Consider the following 14,083-nt stretch of genomic DNA (forward strand, 5'->3'; position numbering starts at 1 on the left):
ACCTTCGTTGTCACTCACTGAACAGCGAAGAGAGTGCCGCTGGTGGCCTAAAACGGAGTTAGATGCGGCCCACTTCGTCGACGGCGACGGACTCGACGCCTTCGACGCCGGCGAACGCCTCCTCGACCGCCTCCGTGCCGCCGGCACCGTCGGGGACGATGACCGTCGGGAACAGCGCGACCAGCCCGAACGCGACGTCCTCGCGGTCGGTACGGCTGATCTTCGCGCCCTCGGGGAGGGCGTCCTCGAGCCGCTCCTGGAGCGCGTCGAGGTCGATTTCGGGGCTGTTCGGCATGACCTTCATCTTGGCAGCGACTTTTCCCATGATTACGGACCCGTGAACCCACAGTCGGGGCACTCGTAGAGGTTGCTCTGTTTGCGGCACTTCGAGCACCGGTAGATGTCGTGCCCGCAGTCGGGACACGCGAATCTGGCCGCGCCGGTGCCGGAGATGTTGATTCCGCAGGAGACGCACTTGCGTGCGCGCTTCTGCTCGGACTCGCTCATGTTCGCTGGTGCGTGACGGCGACATTTAACCCTTGTTAAAGGCCCTGCGGCAGCCCTCTCGCGAGCGAAACATCGCCACAATCGCCACGGGTAAATACCGCCGTGTCGGACGCTGTCACATGGAGGGCCGGGCAGCCGCACCAGCCGCCGGAACCGTACTCAACGCGCTCGCGTCGGGCTACGGCTCGGCGTTCGCCATCGACGCGTACACCACCGCCAGCGTCTCGCTCGGCGGTGAGGACGCCACCGGCGAGATCGCCGGCGAACCGGACGGCGACACCCGGCTCATCGAGCGCTGTCTCGAACTCACCACCGAGCGCTACGGCGACGGCGAAGGGGGCCACGTCCGCACCGAAAGCGACGTGCCGATGGCCGGCGGCCTGAAATCCTCGTCGGCCGCCGCGAACGCCACCGTCCTCGCCACGCTCGACGCGCTCGGTATCGAGGGGGTAGAGCGCGAGACGGCCTGCAGACTCGGCGTCGAGGCCGCACGCGACGCCGGCGTCACCATCACGGGGGCGTTCGACGACGCCAGCGCGTCGATGCTCGGGGGCGTCACCGTCACCGACAACACCGAAGACGAGCTGCTCGCCCGCGAGGAGGTGGACTGGCACGTCCTCGTCTTCACCCCGAACGAGCGCGCCTTCTCCGCCGACGCCGACGTGGAGCGCTGCAAGCGCATCGCCCCCGTCGCCGACACGGTGCTGGAGCTCGCCACCGACGGCGAGTACGCCCGGGCGATGACCGTCAACGGCTTCGCCTTCTGCGCCGCGCTCGACTTCCCGACGTTCCCGCTCGTCGACGCTCTCCCCGACGCGGAGGGAGTCTCGCTGTCGGGAACCGGGCCGAGCTACACCGCGGTGGGGTCGCGCGACGCGCTCGAACGCGTGCGGGCAACGTGGAACACCTACGAGGGAGACACATGGCTAACGACGACACAGACCGACGGAGCACGGACGAGATGAGTCTCGACGAGCTCCGCACCGAGATCGAGAGTATCGACCGCGAGATCGTGGAGCTCATCGCCCAGCGAACCTACGTTGCCGAGTCGGTGGCCCGCGTCAAACGCGAACAGGACATCCCCACGACCGACGAAGGACAGGAACAGGCAGTGATGGACCGCGCCGGCGAGAACGCCGAACGGTTCGGCGTGGATGCGAACCTCGTGAAGGCGATCTTCCGGCTGCTCATCGAGCTGAACAAGGTCGAACAGCGCGAGAGCCGATAGCGTATCGCACACTCGTTTCCGGATTTTCGGTCCCCGCGTAGTAGTCACCGTGTTTAGTACGACCGCACTTCGAGGTTCTCGATACGCTCGAAATGCTCGATGTTCCTCGTGACGGCTGCTTCGTCGTTCAGAAGTGCGGTAGCGGCGACGATGCAGTCTTCCCGTTCGATCTGCTCTCCATGGGTGCTCAGCTCACCCGAACGTTTCCCCGCGTTCCGCACAACGGCATGGTCGGCGGAGACGACGAATTTACGGGAAATTCAACGTGAAAGCCTCGCGCTTTAGCGCGGGGAGGATGTCGATGGTATCGCGGCACGACGCTGGCTGAAAAGAAACCACTTGACAGGTCCGGAGGAAAACAGCGGTGTATGCTGGTCCCAGTGACGTCTGTTCGCACGACGGCGCTCTCCTCACGGGGTGTCGTTGTTGACTAGCGCCCGGCTGCTCGTCCCGGTCTCGGAGTCGTCGACCCTCCGGAACACCGTCGAGCATGCCGTCCACTGGGCGATCGAGCACGCCGCCGAAACTGGCCAGCCCGCGACGATCCACTTCGTCTATCCGGTCTCCGAGCGACTGACCGTCGAGACCGAGACGGAAGAGACGCGAACCGCCACGGCCCTCCTCGACCGCGTCGAGGTCTGGGCCGAGGCGGACCGCGGCGACAACACGGGCGCCGTGTCCTTCGAGACGGCGATGATCGGGACCTACGAGTACCTGTTCAGTCCGCGCGACTACGCCGACATCATCGTCCGATACGCGCGCAAGCACGATTCGGAGTTCGTCGTGTTCGACCCCGGGTTCAACCCGCTGGGAACGACACCGTTGCTCCCCCCGCTGGAAAAGGAGATCCGGCGTGCGGGCCTCGAAATCGAGACGGCGCCGGTCGAACGGGAACGTCGTCGGCCGTTGCTGGTGCGCCGCGCCACGCTCTCACAGTACTTCGCCCTCTTCGGCGTCTCCTTCGTGTTCTACCTGTTGCTCGCCGGTTCGCTCGCGACGTTCGAGCTCGTCACCGGTGCCATCACCGCTGGCATCGTCTCGACGGTGCTGTGGGGCATCTCGCTGACGACCCCCGCCAGGCCGGTGCGAACGGTCAAACGGGTCGGTCGCTTCCTCCTGTACGTGCCGTGTCCCCTCTACGAAATCGTGAAGGCGAACGTCGAGAGCGCCTACGTCGTGCTCCACCCCGACCTGCCGATCGACCCGGAGATGGTCGAGTTCGACGCGGCGGTGTGGTCCGCCCTGCCGGTCACGACGCTCGCGAACAGCATCACGCTCACGCCGGGGACGCTGACGGTCGACGTCTCGCGACGGCATTTCACCGTCCACACGCTCACCAAGAGCACGCGCGAGGGGCTGTTCTCCGGGTCCTTAGAGCGGGTGGATCATCATCGGCGTCGCGCTCTTGCTGATCGGGCTGATCTCAGGTGCGATCTTCTGCCAGGGTGGCGGCACGGCCATCGGCGCGTTCCTGATCCTCATCGGCGTGCTGGGTGGGCTCATCGTCATCGGCCTGTTCTCGCAGAACTGTGCCCAGGTCGCTCCGTTCGACCACCTCCCTGACGCCGAGCGAGAGCTTTTGAGCCCCCGGAGCGACTGGGGGGCATGGTATCGCCACGCGCCACCCTCCCCAGTCGGCTCTCCGTGCTCCGTGCGGTCGAGCGGCGCGTGGCGAACCCCCTCTTCGAGACGCTGCTGCGGTCCCGGCTCCACTGGCCAGCGAGCCGCTGGCTCATGCTCGTCTCGTACGTCGGCCCCCGGAGCGGCCGTCGCTACACGTTCCCCGTCGCCTACGCCCGGTTCAACGACGCGACCATCGTCCTGACCTCCAAAAGGGAGAGCGCGTGGTGGCGGAACTTCCAGCAGCCACGCGAGTGCTACGTCTGGTTCGAGGGGGAGGTATATCCGGCGACCGGGCGGGTCCTCACCGGCCACGAACGGGGGCGGCTCCTCGGCGAGTATCTCGAACGGCGGCCGTTTCTCTCGCGACTGCTCGGTATCGATACCACCCATCGCGCGGCTCCCGACCAGCTGTCACGGGCGAACCCGGAGATCGCGGTCGTCCGATTCACGGTCGACGAGCGCGCGTGGGAGCCGATTCGGGTCGCACCCACGCTTCGGCCCGACTCCACGTCCGTCCCGCTGTTCTAGCGCTCCTGGCGTGTGAGTCTCTCACACCCCGTCGTCACGTCTTTGGCGGGCTGCCGTGACTCCCGGATATGCAGCTCACCGAGGCCACCGAGGAGGACGTCCCGCATCTCCGCGAACGCTGGTATCGCCTTGCGGCCGCGAACGAGCCCTACTCGCGGTTCAACGAACTGGTCTACGACGCGCCAGCGGAGGTCCCGACCGAGGGGTTCGAGTCGTTGCTCGCGAGCGAGGACACCACCGTCCTGCTCGTGGAACACGACGGCGACTCCATCGGCTTCTGCACCCTCCGTGAGGGTGAACACCCCTCGCGCGTCTACGACCACTATCTGACCATCATGGACCTGTTCATCGCGGAGCCCCACCGGAATCAGGGCCACGGTGCGGCGGTCGTCGACGCGGTGCGGAAGATCGCCCGCGAGCGGGGGTGTGACCACCTGACGGTCTCCTGCGAGTGGGAGAACGTCGGCGCCCGTCGGTTCTACCGCGAGACGGGGTTCGAGGAGAAGCAGGTGACGTTCGTGCAGGCCGTAGAGTGAGCCACGGGCGTGGGTTCTTCTCCTCACATCGCGTACTGTAGGACGTGCAGACAGTTCGAACGAACGGCATCACGACCCACTACGAGCGCCGCGGCGAGGGACGGCCGGTCGTGTTCATCCACGGCTCCATCGTCGACCGCTCGATGTGGGCCGCTCAGCTGGACGCGCTCGCCGACGACTACACCGTCGTCAGCTACGACCTGCGGGGTCACGGCCACACCGGGGGCTCCGCGGTCGACCGGTACACGATCGAGCTGTTCGCGGACGATCTGGCCGCGCTCGTTGACGCGCTGGGGCTCGACCGGCCCGTCCTCTGCGGGCTCTCGATGGGAGGGCTCATCGCGCAGCTGTACGCCGCGCGTCACCCCGACCGGGTCTCGGGGCTGGTCCTCGCCGACACGTTCACCCCGCCCATCCTGTCGAGAGGGGAATGGCTCCTCCGGCGCGTGGTGCTCCCCTTCTTCACCTACCCGGTTCGCCTGGTGGGGTACGAGCGGGTCGAGAAGGTGAACGTCTGGGTCACCGAACGGCTCGTCGCGGGTGCCGGCGGGGACTACGAGACCATCGAGGCACTGCGCGAGGACGCCCCCGTGATGTCGACGAGCGAGTTCACGAAGGTGATGCGCGCGATGGCGCGGTTCCACGAGGAGTCCGTCGACCGCTCGCAGTTGACGATGCCGGTCCTCGTGCTCTACGGCGAGAACGAGCTCCCGTTCGTGAAGCGCCACGCGGCCGCGCTGGCCGCGGCGCTCCCGGACGTCGAGGTCGAGGAAGTGCCGGGTGGGGGCCACGCGTCGAACCTCGACAACCCCGCGTTCTTCACCGACGCACTCCGGGAGTTCCTCGCGCGGGTGTACCCTGCGACGGCGGAACCCACGAGCTGAGCCACCCAACTAGTACTGCCACAGCCGGTGGATGCGGTCGGCGAACGCCGGGTGCGTCTCTCGGAGGGTCTCCACGTTCCGCTCCCCGTTGACGTTGACCACGTGTATCTCCCCCCGTTCGCCATCGTACACGTCCTGAAAGTCGTAGACGACTCCCGCCACGTCCACCGTCTCGGCGACCTCCTCGCTTTCGAGGAGGAACTGGATTTGGCGGTCGACGTTGTACTCGACGAGGTGGTTCACCGCCCGTTCGCGGGTCAACCCCTCCGGAAGCGTCTCTACCCCATCCACGAGGTGCTGGCCCAGGAGGTCGATACAGTGTTCGATGCCCGGCGGCTCGTCGATCCCACCCGTCAGGTCGTCGAAGGTCGCGGTGACGGCCCCACAGCCGGTGTGGCCGACGACGACGGCGAGGTTCGTCCCCGTGTGGGCAAGCGGGTAGAGCACGTCACCGGCGACGACCTCCCCCTCCGCGGTCCGCTGGACGACCCGGTTCCCGATGTTCCCACAGCTGAAGAGGCGCCCGGGTTCGTCGTTCCCGAAGAGGTGGTCCTGCAGGACGCGCGAGTCGGAACAGCAGACGGTGACGGCAGCCGGGTGCTGGGCGTCCTGCACGTCGTCGAAGCGGTCCGCGAACGCCGCCGCGTGTGCCGCGTTCCCCGCGAGCAGGTCGGTGAACACCGGGTGCATCATCGGAGACGAGACCGCGGGAGGGTATAGTTGTTCGTGGCTCGCCAACACCTGCCGACTCGCCCGCCGCGGGAGAGCGGCTCCCGGTGAGGAACGACGGCTGGTGGGGGCTCCGATCGCGTTGAGCGGCCGTAGCTTTTTGTACGGGGGCGGGCGTACCCCCACTCGACGATGAAGAACGTCCTCGCATCCATCGGTATCGGTAACGCCTCCGTCGACACCGTCCTCCCCACAGCGGCCGTCCGCCCCGGCGACACGGTGGACGCGGAGGTCCACATCGAGGGCGGGAAGGTCGAACAGGAGGTCGGCACGGTCCGCTTCGAGATCGAGACCCGTTACCTCACCGACGACGGGTATCGGGAGGTCGACCTCTCGCGGTTTACGCTCGCGGAGGGGCTCACCATCCAGCCCGGCCAGTCGGAGGTCCGAGAGGTCTCCTTCGAGATCCCCTACGACACGCCCGTCACGGTCGGCGGCGTGAAGGTGTGGCTCGAAACGGAGTTGGACATCTCGCTCGCGGTCGATCCCGAAGACAAAGACTACCTCGACGTGCGCCCCACGCCGCGCCTACAGGCGGTCTTCGACGCGATGGACGACCTCGGCTTCTCGCTCAAGTCGGCCGAGTGCGAGGCCGACCCACACGGTCGCTACACCTCGGGCCGCCGCTTCGTACAGGAGTTCGAGTACCGCGCGACCGGCGGTGAGTTCCGTGGCACACTCGACGAGGTCGAACTGGTCGCGAACCCCGGCCCCGACGCGCTCGACCTGTTCGTGGAGGTCGACCGGCGCGGCGGTCTGTTGAGCGAGCTCTCCGGTACGGACGAGACGAAAACCCGGGCCCGAATCGAGACGACGGACCGCGCGAGCGTCCGACAGCAGTTGGAGGAACTGCTTCGGAAGCACGTCTGAGAACGCTACCCGTTGTACGTCGTCGCGAGCGCGTCGAGCGCCTCGTGGCGCTCCGTCGTGTGCGGTGCCGTGAGCGGTGAGACCGACACCCGCCCCTCGATGACGGCCCGGCGGTCGCTCCCCCGCGGGTCGGGGATGTCGCCGTCGGCCATCCGTTCCCAGATGCGGTCGTGGAGGGTAACCGTATCCCCCTCCTTCTCGGCGTCCATGTCGTAGACGTGCGAGGGGCGGGTCACCTCCATCTCGGCGGGCTCCTCGCCGGGGACGGGGGCGTTCACGTTCAGGTAGTCCGCGGTCTCGAACACGCCGGCTCCGAGCGCGTGTTTGACGAGGTGGCGGGCGGCCCGGCAGGCCTCCGCGTACTCGTCGGCGTCGGGGGTCGCCTCCCGGAAGTCCTCGAAGCCGCCCGGGATGTACAGCGAGACGGCGATGGAGGGGATGCCGAAGAAGGCTGCCTCGACGGCGGCGCTCACGGTTCCCGAGCGCCCGAGGACGTACTCCCCGAGGTTCGCGCCGCGGTTACAGCCCGCGACGACCACGTCAGGGTCGAGCCCGAGCGCCTGGACTCCCGCGACGACGCAGTCGGCAGGGGTGCCGTGGACCGCGTACCCCAGCTCGTGTTCGTCCAGACTGACTTCGTGTGACATCGCCCGGCCGACCGCGCTCTGGTCGTCAGCGGGGGCGACGACGGTGACCTCTCCCACCGCGGAGAGTGCGTCGTGGAGGGCCGTGATACCGGCCGCCTCGATACCGTCGTCGTTCGTGAGCAGGATCTCCATACCGTCCCCTCGGACAGCCGCCGCAAAACTCCACCGGCGGGCGATTTCACTGAATGGCGTCCACGACCGTCTCCCCGTCGACGACGAGGTTGTACGCCCCCTGGTCGTCGTTCCACAGCAACAGGACGTTCTCGACGTACAGCGGGTCGCCGTACTCCGCATCGAGCAGCGCGCGGTTGAGTGCCGACTCCCGGGTGAGCACGGCGAAGTGGCCGACGGACTCGCTCCCGTCCGAGACCTTGAAGACGGGGTTTGCCCCCTCGCGTTCGGAGAGGTCGTGGCTGAGTTTGAGTGCCAGAACGTTGAGCCGGTCGGTGACGTGTTCCTCGCTCTCCGCGAAGGGGACGATCCGCGAGCGGTCACCCCGTACTTGGACTCGCGTCTTCTCGTCCTCGCGGAGCGCGAACCACGCGAACTGCACGTCCGTGTTGACGAACTCCCCGGTCGCGCCACCGGACTCGTCGAGGCGTTTCTGGAACCCCGGCGGCTCGAGGTCGGGTTTCACGTCGAACGACCAGCCCCGGTCGGAAGGGTCCTTGCCGGGCCACAACCTGACTGTCGGGCCCCAGACCGTGTACTCGTCGTCGAAGGCGCGTTCCAGCTCCCGGAGGCCGATGGCGGTGTTCTTGTCCGCGGGGGCGACCCCGAGGAACGTCCCATCCGGGGCGAGCGCGTCGAGATACCGGTCCATGACGGCCTCGGGGTCCTCCAGTTCGGAGAGGACGTTCGCGAAGAGGATCACGTCGTACTCCCCCTCGGGTTCGAAGTCCTCTGCGAGGGCGCGGTGGACGGTCGCCTGGAACCCCGCGCGGGTGTCCGACAGGAGCGACTCGAACACGTCCGCGGCCGCGGAGGGCTCCACGGCGTCGTACTCGACGAGCGTGTCGTCGGGCAGCAGGTCGTGGAGCCCGAGTGCGGGGCCGCCCACCCCCGCGCCCACGTCGAGGACGCGCAGCTGTTTGGGGAGGAGCCCGCCCTGCGCCAGCTCGGCGAAGACGTACGCGCCGACCGCGTAGTTGTCGGGGAGGTGGTAGATGGCGTACCCGAGTGCGGTATCCCGGTCGTACTCCACCGAGTTCCCCCGGAAGTAGTCCTCCTTCAGTCGTCTGATGTCTTCGCGGAGGGTCGCGCCCGTCTCCCCCTCGTCCCAGCCGGGGCCGTAGCTGTCGATGAGGAGGTCCTCCAGGGCCCACGCGCGCTCGTCCGGGAGCTTCCGGACGCCCCCGAAGGCGACGGAGACGGGACCCTCCTCGACGGGGACGAAGGTGCCGTCGTCCCGTTCGACGAGCCCCAACTCGACCGCGCGCTCCCGGAGCACCTGCCGGACGACGGCCGGGTGGGCGTTCCCCTCGACGTACTCGTAGATCTCCTCGGGGTCGATGGGCCGCACCTCCCGGAGATAGCGGGCGGTGTCGGCCACGGCGTCGCGCTGGTCGGGGTTCACAGTTCCTCGTAGAGCCGCTCGAACTCGGCGGCGTCGGCCTCGGCGATGCGCCGGGCGGCGTCGGCCACGTCGGCCGCGCCCGGGAACTGTTCCTGTATCTCCGAATAGACGCGTGGGGTGTTCCCCGACACCTGCTCGACGAGCCTCTGCAGGGGTGCCGAGAGGGGCGTGTGGAACTCCTCGCGGACCTCCTCGGCCGCGAGCGCGTAGGCGAGAACGGCCGCGTGTGCCCGGGCCTGCACGGTCGACATCGCGTCGTCGTGCTCCGCGACGGTGGTCTCGAAGGCGGTGTTCCCGGCCGCAGCGAGCGACTCGCGGACGGCGTCGGTCACCGGCCCCCGCGAATCCGGAACGATAGCGACGTTGCCGGGGGCGTTCCCCCGGGCGAAAAGCGGGTGTGTCGAGAGCCGTTCCAGTTCGGGCGCGTGTTCGCGCATGGCTTCGACGGGGGCGGCCATCACGCCAGTCACGTCGACGATGGCGTCGGTCGCCCGGGGGGCGTGTGTCGCGATGGCGTCGGCGACCACGCGCATCGGGACGGCGAGACAGACCAACTCGAACCGCTCGTCGGTGTCGAGGGGGACGGCACGCCCCCCCACGTCAGCTGCGGCGGCGTCCGCGACGCTCGGGTCGCGGTCGGCGAAGGCGACGTCGGCGTCGATGGTCTCCGCGAACCACCGGCCCATCGAGCCCGCGCCGACGACGAGTACGTTCATACCTCGGATATTCCGTCCCCGTGCAAAAGGAGTTCGCTCCTGCGAACGGAACCGCGCTACAGCCGGAACGTCTTCTCGTAGTCGGTCAGATTCTCGTAGCCGTCCTCCGTGACGACGACGATATCCTCGATGCGGACGCCACCGACCTCGGGGTCGTAGAGTCCGGGCTCGATGGTGACGATCTGGCCTGCTTCCAGTTCGTTGTCGGCCTCCGAGACCCGCGGGAACTCGTGGATGTCGAGGCCGACGCCGTGGCCCGTCGAGTGGATGAACCCGGTCTCCGCGTTCGGATCCGACCGGAGGGTCGGCTCGCCGGCCTCCTCGTAGACGTCACAGACGGCCCCGTGCACGTCGCTGCCGGTCACGCCGGCTTCGAGCGCGTCGAGCGCTGCCTCCTGTGCTTCGAGCGTGAGGTCGTACCAGCGGTCGATTTTCGCCGAGGGCTCGCCCTTCACGAACGTCCGGGTCATATCCGCGTAGTAGCCCGTCTCCTTCGACCGCGGGAAGATGTCGACGATGATGGCCTCGTTCGCGGGGAGGGGGCCGGAGCCACGGTCGTGCGGGTCCGCGGCCTGTGCTCCGCCGGCGACGATGGTCTCGTCGAGCGCACACCCCTCCCGCAGGAGTTCGATCTCGATCTCCGTTTTCACGCGTTCGGAAGTGAGCGGCTCGCCGTCGAGTACGAGGATGTCGCCGTCGATTTCGGCCTCGCGAAGCAGTTCCTCGGCGCGGGCCATCGACCGCTCGTTGGCCTTCTGGGCCGCGCGGACGTGCTCGATCTCCTCGGGGAGCTTGCTCGCTCGGACGTACTCCACGATGTCGTTCGCGCCGGGGAGCTCGTCGGCGGTCACCTCGACACCGAGCTCGCGGAGGCCGTCCGCGGTACCGAGCGGGAAGTCGCTCGGCGTTCCGACCGACGAGACGCCGTGGGAGTCGAGGAACGCGGCGAGGACGCGGCGGCTCCCCTCGACGGGGCCGTACTCCTCGCGTTTCGCCTTGGCATCGAACTCCTGGCCTCGCTGGACCGTGTCGGCGCGGGCCGTCCGCTTCGCACGGCCGTACTCCAGCGGCGAGACGAGCAGATGGACGTCACCGGTGTAGAGGGTCGTGAACGGGTCCGGGGCGGTGAACCCGGAGAGATACCGCTGGGTGGGCGTCTCGCCGTCGGCCTGGACGAGATACCCGTCGAGGTCGTGGTCGTCGAGATGCGCGTCGAGCCTGGAGAAGTCGGGGTCCATACTCGCGCGTGGACGGGCCGCGACATAGGCTTGCCGCTGCCGCCTCCGGTAGCCTCTTTTCCTGGGCCGTTGCAGGCCGGGTATGGACGTTACCATCACGCCGTCTCGCGTGCGCGGCACCGCGAGTGCACCCCCCTCGAAGAGCTACACCCATCGCGCGATTCTCGCGGCCGGCTACGCGACCGGCGCACGGGTGTACGACGCGCTCGACTCCGCGGACACCCGTGCGACCGCCCGCGCTGTCGAGGCGTTCGGTGGCGAGGTCACCCGCGAGGAGGCGTATCTCACCGTCGCCGGGTTCGGCGGCCACCCCGAGACGCCGGACGACGTCATCGACTGTGCGAACTCCGGGACGACGATGCGGCTCACGACAGGGGCGGCCGCACTCGTCGACGGGCTTGCCGTCCTGACGGGCGACGACTCGCTGCGCTCGCGCCCCCAGGGGCCGCTGCTCGGGGCGCTCGACGAACTCGGCGCACGTGCCGAGTCGACGCGCGGGAACGGGCAGGCCCCGCTCGTCGTTGGCGAGGGAATCACCGGCACCGATGTCGCCATCCCAGGTGACGTCTCCTCGCAGTACATCACGGCGCTGTTGATGGCGGGTGCGGTCACGAGCGAGGGGCTCGACATCGAGTTGACGACGGAGCTCAAATCCGCGCCGTACGTCGACATCACGCTCGAAGTGCTCGCCGACTTCGGGGTCGAAGCCGAGCGCACCGCCGAGGGGTTCCACGTTCCCGGCGGCCAGCGCTACGACCCCGAGGACGGCGAGTACCGCGTTCCCGGCGACTTCTCGTCGATCTCCTACCTCCTGGCGATGGGCGCACTCGCCAGTGAGGACTCGCTCACCGTGACGGGTGCCCAGCCGAGCGCGCAGGGTGATTCGGCCATCGTCGACGTCCTCGACCGGATGGGGGCCGACATCGAGTGGGACCGCGACGCGGGCGAGATTCAGATCGCGAACTCCGAGCTCTCGGGCGTCGAGGTGGACGTGGGTGATACGCCCGACCTCCTGCCGACGATCGCGACGCTCGGTGCGGCCGCCGAGGGGACGACGACCATCACGAACTGCGAGCACGTCCGCTACAAGGAGACGGACCGCGTGAGCGCGATGGCCTCCGAGTTGGGGAAGATGGGCATCGACGTGGAGGAGGCGCAGGACACCCTCACCGTCCACGGCGGCGACCTGCGGGGGGCCACCGTCGAGGGGTACGACGACCACCGCATCATCATGTCGCTCGCCGTGGCGGGGCTCGTCGCCGACGGCGAGACGACCATCGAGGGCGCGGAGCACGTGGACGTCTCGTTCCCCGACTTCTTCGAGGTGTGCTACGAGCTCGGTGCGACGGTCTCGCGGGAGTAGGGCGAACAGGTGGCCGACGGCGTCCCCCGGCGGCTGGCCACGCTCCCGTCTCGACCGGTCGGGGGCCGGATTCAGGCGATACGGCCGCTGGTCGCGGGCTCGTATTTCAACGTTCGTCTCGATTGCGCGGAATGTAAGGTCTAAATGCCCGGCCGCCCGACGCCGTGGTAATGAACGGCAACGAGTTCGGGCGACTCTTTCGCGTGACGACGTACGGCGAGAGCCACGGGGAGGCGATGGGCTGTACGCTCTCCGGGGTTCCCGCGGGGGTCCCGCTCGACGAGGACGTGGTACAGGAGGAGTTAGATAGGCGAAAGCCGGGCCAGTCGATGATCACCACCTCGCGGGACGAGCCGGACGCGGTGACGATAAACTCCGGCGTGCAGGACGGCTACACCACCGGTACTCCCGTGGGCATGGTCATCCAGAACAAGGACGCCCGCTCCGGGAAGTACGAGCCGTTCATCACGGCACCGCGGCCCTCTCACGGTGATTTCACCTACTCCGCGAAGTTCGGCACGCGGAACTGGGGTGGCGGTGGTCGCTCCTCCGCGCGCGAGACGGTGAACTGGGTCGCCGCGGGTGCGGTGGCGAAGGCCGTGCTCTCTGCCTCGGAGTACGACATCGACGTGAAGGCGCACGTCAACCAGATCGACGACATCGAGGCGCCCGACGTGAGCTTCGAGGAGATGGTGGAACACGCCGAGGAGAATCCCGTCCGGTGTGCTCACCCCGAGACGGCCGAGGCGATGCTCGAACGCATCGACGAGTACCAGAAGGCGGGCGACTCCATCGGCGGCTCCATCTACTTCGAGACGAAGGGCGTCCCGCGTGGGCTGGGCGCCCCGCGGTTCGACGGCATCCCTGCCCGGCTGGGGCAGGCGCTGTTCGCGATTCCCGCGGTCACCGCGGTGGAGTTCGGCCTCGGCCGTGAGGCCCGCGACGTGGCCGGCTCCGACCGCAACGAGGACTGGACGTTCGACGAGAACGGCGACCCCGTCCCCGTCGGGAACGACCACGGTGGGATGCAGGGCGGTATCACCACGGGGGAACCCCTCTACGGTGAGATCACGTGGCACGCACCCACCTCGATTCCAAAAGAGCAGACTACCGTGGACTGGGAGACCGGCGAGGAGAAGGAGATCCAGGTCATCGGGCGGCACGATCCCGTCCTTCCGCCGCGGGCGGTGCCCGTCGTCGAGGCGATGTGCTACTGTACGATTCTCGACTTCATGCTGCTGTCGGGGCGTATCAACCCCGACCGCGTGGACGGCCGCGTGGGCGAGTACGACACCGACTACCACCCGAGCAGCCCGACGAACGACCCGGCGGACGCCCCGACGAGCGCGGAGCCGACCGAGGACTGATTACCAGTAGCTCCGGGGGTTCTCCAGCCACCGACGCGAGCGCGCGCCCACCACGGCCATCCCGATGACCGAGACGGCGACGAGGCCGAGCGTGGCGATACTGGCGGTCGCGCGCGGCCCGGAGAGGGGGCCGATGGCGAGCGAGACGAGCGAGCCGATGGCCCAGACGATGATACCGAGCGTGATGAGGGCGACGAGCGGTCGAGTCCAGTTCATATCCCCTCCTCGACCGGGGCGAACATAAAACGGGAAGTCCTCGCCGCTCCCAGAT

At 68.2% G+C, this 14,083-nt stretch carries 17 protein-coding genes; 9 read left to right on the forward strand and 8 right to left on the reverse strand.

The features are described from left to right. Positions 1 to 58: 58 nt before the first annotated feature. The gene (locus tag ACQUQR_RS01615; protein WP_435194209.1) at positions 59 to 325 is read right to left on the reverse strand and encodes an elongation factor 1-beta; all 267 of its coding nucleotides are present in this window, start codon (positions 323 to 325) and stop codon (positions 59 to 61) included. 2 nt (positions 326 to 327) lie between these two features. Next, positions 328 to 507: an HVO_2753 family zinc finger protein gene (locus ACQUQR_RS01620; RefSeq protein ID WP_435194211.1), complete on the reverse strand. Its 180-nt coding sequence runs from the start codon at positions 505 to 507 to the stop codon at positions 328 to 330. A 119-nt stretch (positions 508 to 626) separates the two neighbouring features. Between ACQUQR_RS01620 and ACQUQR_RS01625 the strand changes: the two genes are divergently transcribed. The 6 genes from ACQUQR_RS01625 (at position 627) to ACQUQR_RS01650 (ending at position 5,306) form a co-directional block, all read left to right on the forward strand. Further along, positions 627 to 1,472, forward strand: coding sequence for a shikimate kinase (locus ACQUQR_RS01625; protein WP_435194213.1), 846 nt, complete (start codon positions 627 to 629; stop codon positions 1,470 to 1,472). Beyond that, positions 1,430 to 1,735, forward strand: coding sequence for a chorismate mutase (locus ACQUQR_RS01630; RefSeq protein ID WP_435194214.1), 306 nt, complete (start codon positions 1,430 to 1,432; stop codon positions 1,733 to 1,735). The genes ACQUQR_RS01625 and ACQUQR_RS01630 overlap by 43 nt, the downstream gene beginning before the upstream one ends. A 426-nt stretch (positions 1,736 to 2,161) precedes the next feature. Further along, a complete protein-coding gene (locus ACQUQR_RS01635; protein ID WP_435194215.1) occupies positions 2,162 to 3,298 on the forward strand; it encodes a monovalent cation/H+ antiporter subunit E in 1,137 nt (378 codons plus the stop codon). Between the two features lie 42 nt (positions 3,299 to 3,340). Continuing rightward, entirely contained in the window at positions 3,341 to 3,886 is a 546-nt protein-coding gene (locus ACQUQR_RS01640) for a hypothetical protein (RefSeq protein WP_435194217.1), read from the forward strand. Between the two features lie 68 nt (positions 3,887 to 3,954). Continuing rightward, positions 3,955 to 4,422, forward strand: a complete 468-nt coding sequence (locus ACQUQR_RS01645) for a GNAT family N-acetyltransferase (protein WP_435194219.1) — start codon at positions 3,955 to 3,957, stop codon at positions 4,420 to 4,422. Positions 4,423 to 4,466: 44 nt separating this feature from the next. Then, positions 4,467 to 5,306: an alpha/beta fold hydrolase gene (locus ACQUQR_RS01650; RefSeq protein ID WP_435194220.1), complete on the forward strand. Its 840-nt coding sequence runs from the start codon at positions 4,467 to 4,469 to the stop codon at positions 5,304 to 5,306. A gap of 9 nt (positions 5,307 to 5,315) precedes the next feature. Here ACQUQR_RS01650 and ACQUQR_RS01655 read toward each other — a convergent pair whose 3' ends face one another. Then, positions 5,316 to 5,996, reverse strand: a complete 681-nt coding sequence (locus ACQUQR_RS01655; RefSeq protein WP_435194222.1) for a carbonic anhydrase — start codon at positions 5,994 to 5,996, stop codon at positions 5,316 to 5,318. Positions 5,997 to 6,167: 171 nt separating this feature from the next. Here ACQUQR_RS01655 and ACQUQR_RS01660 point away from each other — a divergent pair, with 171 nt between their 5' ends. After that, the gene (locus ACQUQR_RS01660) at positions 6,168 to 6,905 is read left to right on the forward strand and encodes a sporulation protein (RefSeq protein ID WP_435194223.1); all 738 of its coding nucleotides are present in this window, start codon (positions 6,168 to 6,170) and stop codon (positions 6,903 to 6,905) included. Between the two features lie 5 nt (positions 6,906 to 6,910). Here ACQUQR_RS01660 and surE read toward each other — a convergent pair whose 3' ends face one another. From surE to ACQUQR_RS01680, 4 genes are read right to left on the reverse strand one after another with little or no spacing between them, the layout of a single operon-like run. Next, positions 6,911 to 7,684 carry a 5'/3'-nucleotidase SurE gene (gene surE / locus ACQUQR_RS01665; RefSeq protein WP_435194225.1) on the reverse strand — a complete coding sequence of 258 codons (774 nt, stop codon included), beginning with the start codon at positions 7,682 to 7,684 and terminating at the stop codon, positions 6,911 to 6,913. A gap of 46 nt (positions 7,685 to 7,730) precedes the next feature. After that, positions 7,731 to 9,128, reverse strand: coding sequence for a small ribosomal subunit Rsm22 family protein (locus ACQUQR_RS01670; protein WP_435194227.1), 1,398 nt, complete (start codon positions 9,126 to 9,128; stop codon positions 7,731 to 7,733). Further along, positions 9,125 to 9,844 carry a prephenate dehydrogenase/arogenate dehydrogenase family protein gene (locus tag ACQUQR_RS01675; protein WP_435194228.1) on the reverse strand — a complete coding sequence of 240 codons (720 nt, stop codon included), beginning with the start codon at positions 9,842 to 9,844 and terminating at the stop codon, positions 9,125 to 9,127. Before ACQUQR_RS01675 ends, ACQUQR_RS01670 begins: the two co-directional genes overlap by 4 nt. A gap of 56 nt (positions 9,845 to 9,900) precedes the next feature. Next, positions 9,901 to 11,082, reverse strand: a complete 1,182-nt coding sequence (locus tag ACQUQR_RS01680; protein ID WP_435194230.1) for a M24 family metallopeptidase — start codon at positions 11,080 to 11,082, stop codon at positions 9,901 to 9,903. A gap of 82 nt (positions 11,083 to 11,164) precedes the next feature. Here ACQUQR_RS01680 and aroA point away from each other — a divergent pair, with 82 nt between their 5' ends. Both aroA and aroC read left to right on the forward strand, forming a co-directional pair. Beyond that, positions 11,165 to 12,445, forward strand: coding sequence for a 3-phosphoshikimate 1-carboxyvinyltransferase (gene aroA / locus ACQUQR_RS01685; protein ID WP_435194231.1), 1,281 nt, complete (start codon positions 11,165 to 11,167; stop codon positions 12,443 to 12,445). Between the two features lie 170 nt (positions 12,446 to 12,615). After that, positions 12,616 to 13,812: a chorismate synthase gene (aroC, locus tag ACQUQR_RS01690; protein ID WP_435194232.1), complete on the forward strand. Its 1,197-nt coding sequence runs from the start codon at positions 12,616 to 12,618 to the stop codon at positions 13,810 to 13,812. Here aroC and ACQUQR_RS01695 read toward each other — a convergent pair whose 3' ends face one another. Next, complete coding sequence (locus ACQUQR_RS01695; RefSeq protein ID WP_435194234.1) at positions 13,813 to 14,028, reverse strand: hypothetical protein; 216 nt, start codon at positions 14,026 to 14,028, stop codon at positions 13,813 to 13,815. It lies immediately after the preceding gene. Positions 14,029 to 14,083 lie beyond the last annotated feature (55 nt).

The organism is Natronomonas sp. EA1, from assembly GCF_051195035.1.
Classification (GTDB): domain Archaea; phylum Halobacteriota; class Halobacteria; order Halobacteriales; family Haloarculaceae; genus JBNTJV01.

Bases quoted from the DNA above. Each gene is read 5' to 3' on its own strand.
- ACQUQR_RS01615 (WP_435194209.1), bottom strand. From the start codon at position 325: ATGGGAAAAGTCGCTGCCAAGATGAAGGTCATGCCGAACAGCCCCGAA.
- ACQUQR_RS01620 (WP_435194211.1), bottom strand. From the start codon at position 507: ATGAGCGAGTCCGAGCAGAAGCGCGCACGCAAGTGCGTCTCCTGCGGA.
- ACQUQR_RS01625 (WP_435194213.1), top strand. From the start codon at position 627: ATGGAGGGCCGGGCAGCCGCACCAGCCGCCGGAACCGTACTCAACGCG.
- ACQUQR_RS01630 (WP_435194214.1), top strand. From the start codon at position 1,430: ATGGCTAACGACGACACAGACCGACGGAGCACGGACGAGATGAGTCTC.
- ACQUQR_RS01640 (WP_435194217.1), top strand. From the start codon at position 3,341: ATGGTATCGCCACGCGCCACCCTCCCCAGTCGGCTCTCCGTGCTCCGT.
- ACQUQR_RS01645 (WP_435194219.1), top strand. From the start codon at position 3,955: ATGCAGCTCACCGAGGCCACCGAGGAGGACGTCCCGCATCTCCGCGAA.
- ACQUQR_RS01655 (WP_435194222.1), bottom strand. From the start codon at position 5,996: ATGCACCCGGTGTTCACCGACCTGCTCGCGGGGAACGCGGCACACGCG.
- ACQUQR_RS01660 (WP_435194223.1), top strand. From the start codon at position 6,168: ATGAAGAACGTCCTCGCATCCATCGGTATCGGTAACGCCTCCGTCGAC.
- surE (WP_435194225.1), bottom strand. From the start codon at position 7,684: ATGGAGATCCTGCTCACGAACGACGACGGTATCGAGGCGGCCGGTATC.
- ACQUQR_RS01675 (WP_435194228.1), bottom strand. From the start codon at position 9,844: ATGAACGTACTCGTCGTCGGCGCGGGCTCGATGGGCCGGTGGTTCGCG.
- ACQUQR_RS01680 (WP_435194230.1), bottom strand. From the start codon at position 11,082: ATGGACCCCGACTTCTCCAGGCTCGACGCGCATCTCGACGACCACGAC.
- aroA (WP_435194231.1), top strand. From the start codon at position 11,165: ATGGACGTTACCATCACGCCGTCTCGCGTGCGCGGCACCGCGAGTGCA.
- aroC (WP_435194232.1), top strand. From the start codon at position 12,616: ATGAACGGCAACGAGTTCGGGCGACTCTTTCGCGTGACGACGTACGGC.
- ACQUQR_RS01695 (WP_435194234.1), bottom strand. From the start codon at position 14,028: ATGAACTGGACTCGACCGCTCGTCGCCCTCATCACGCTCGGTATCATC.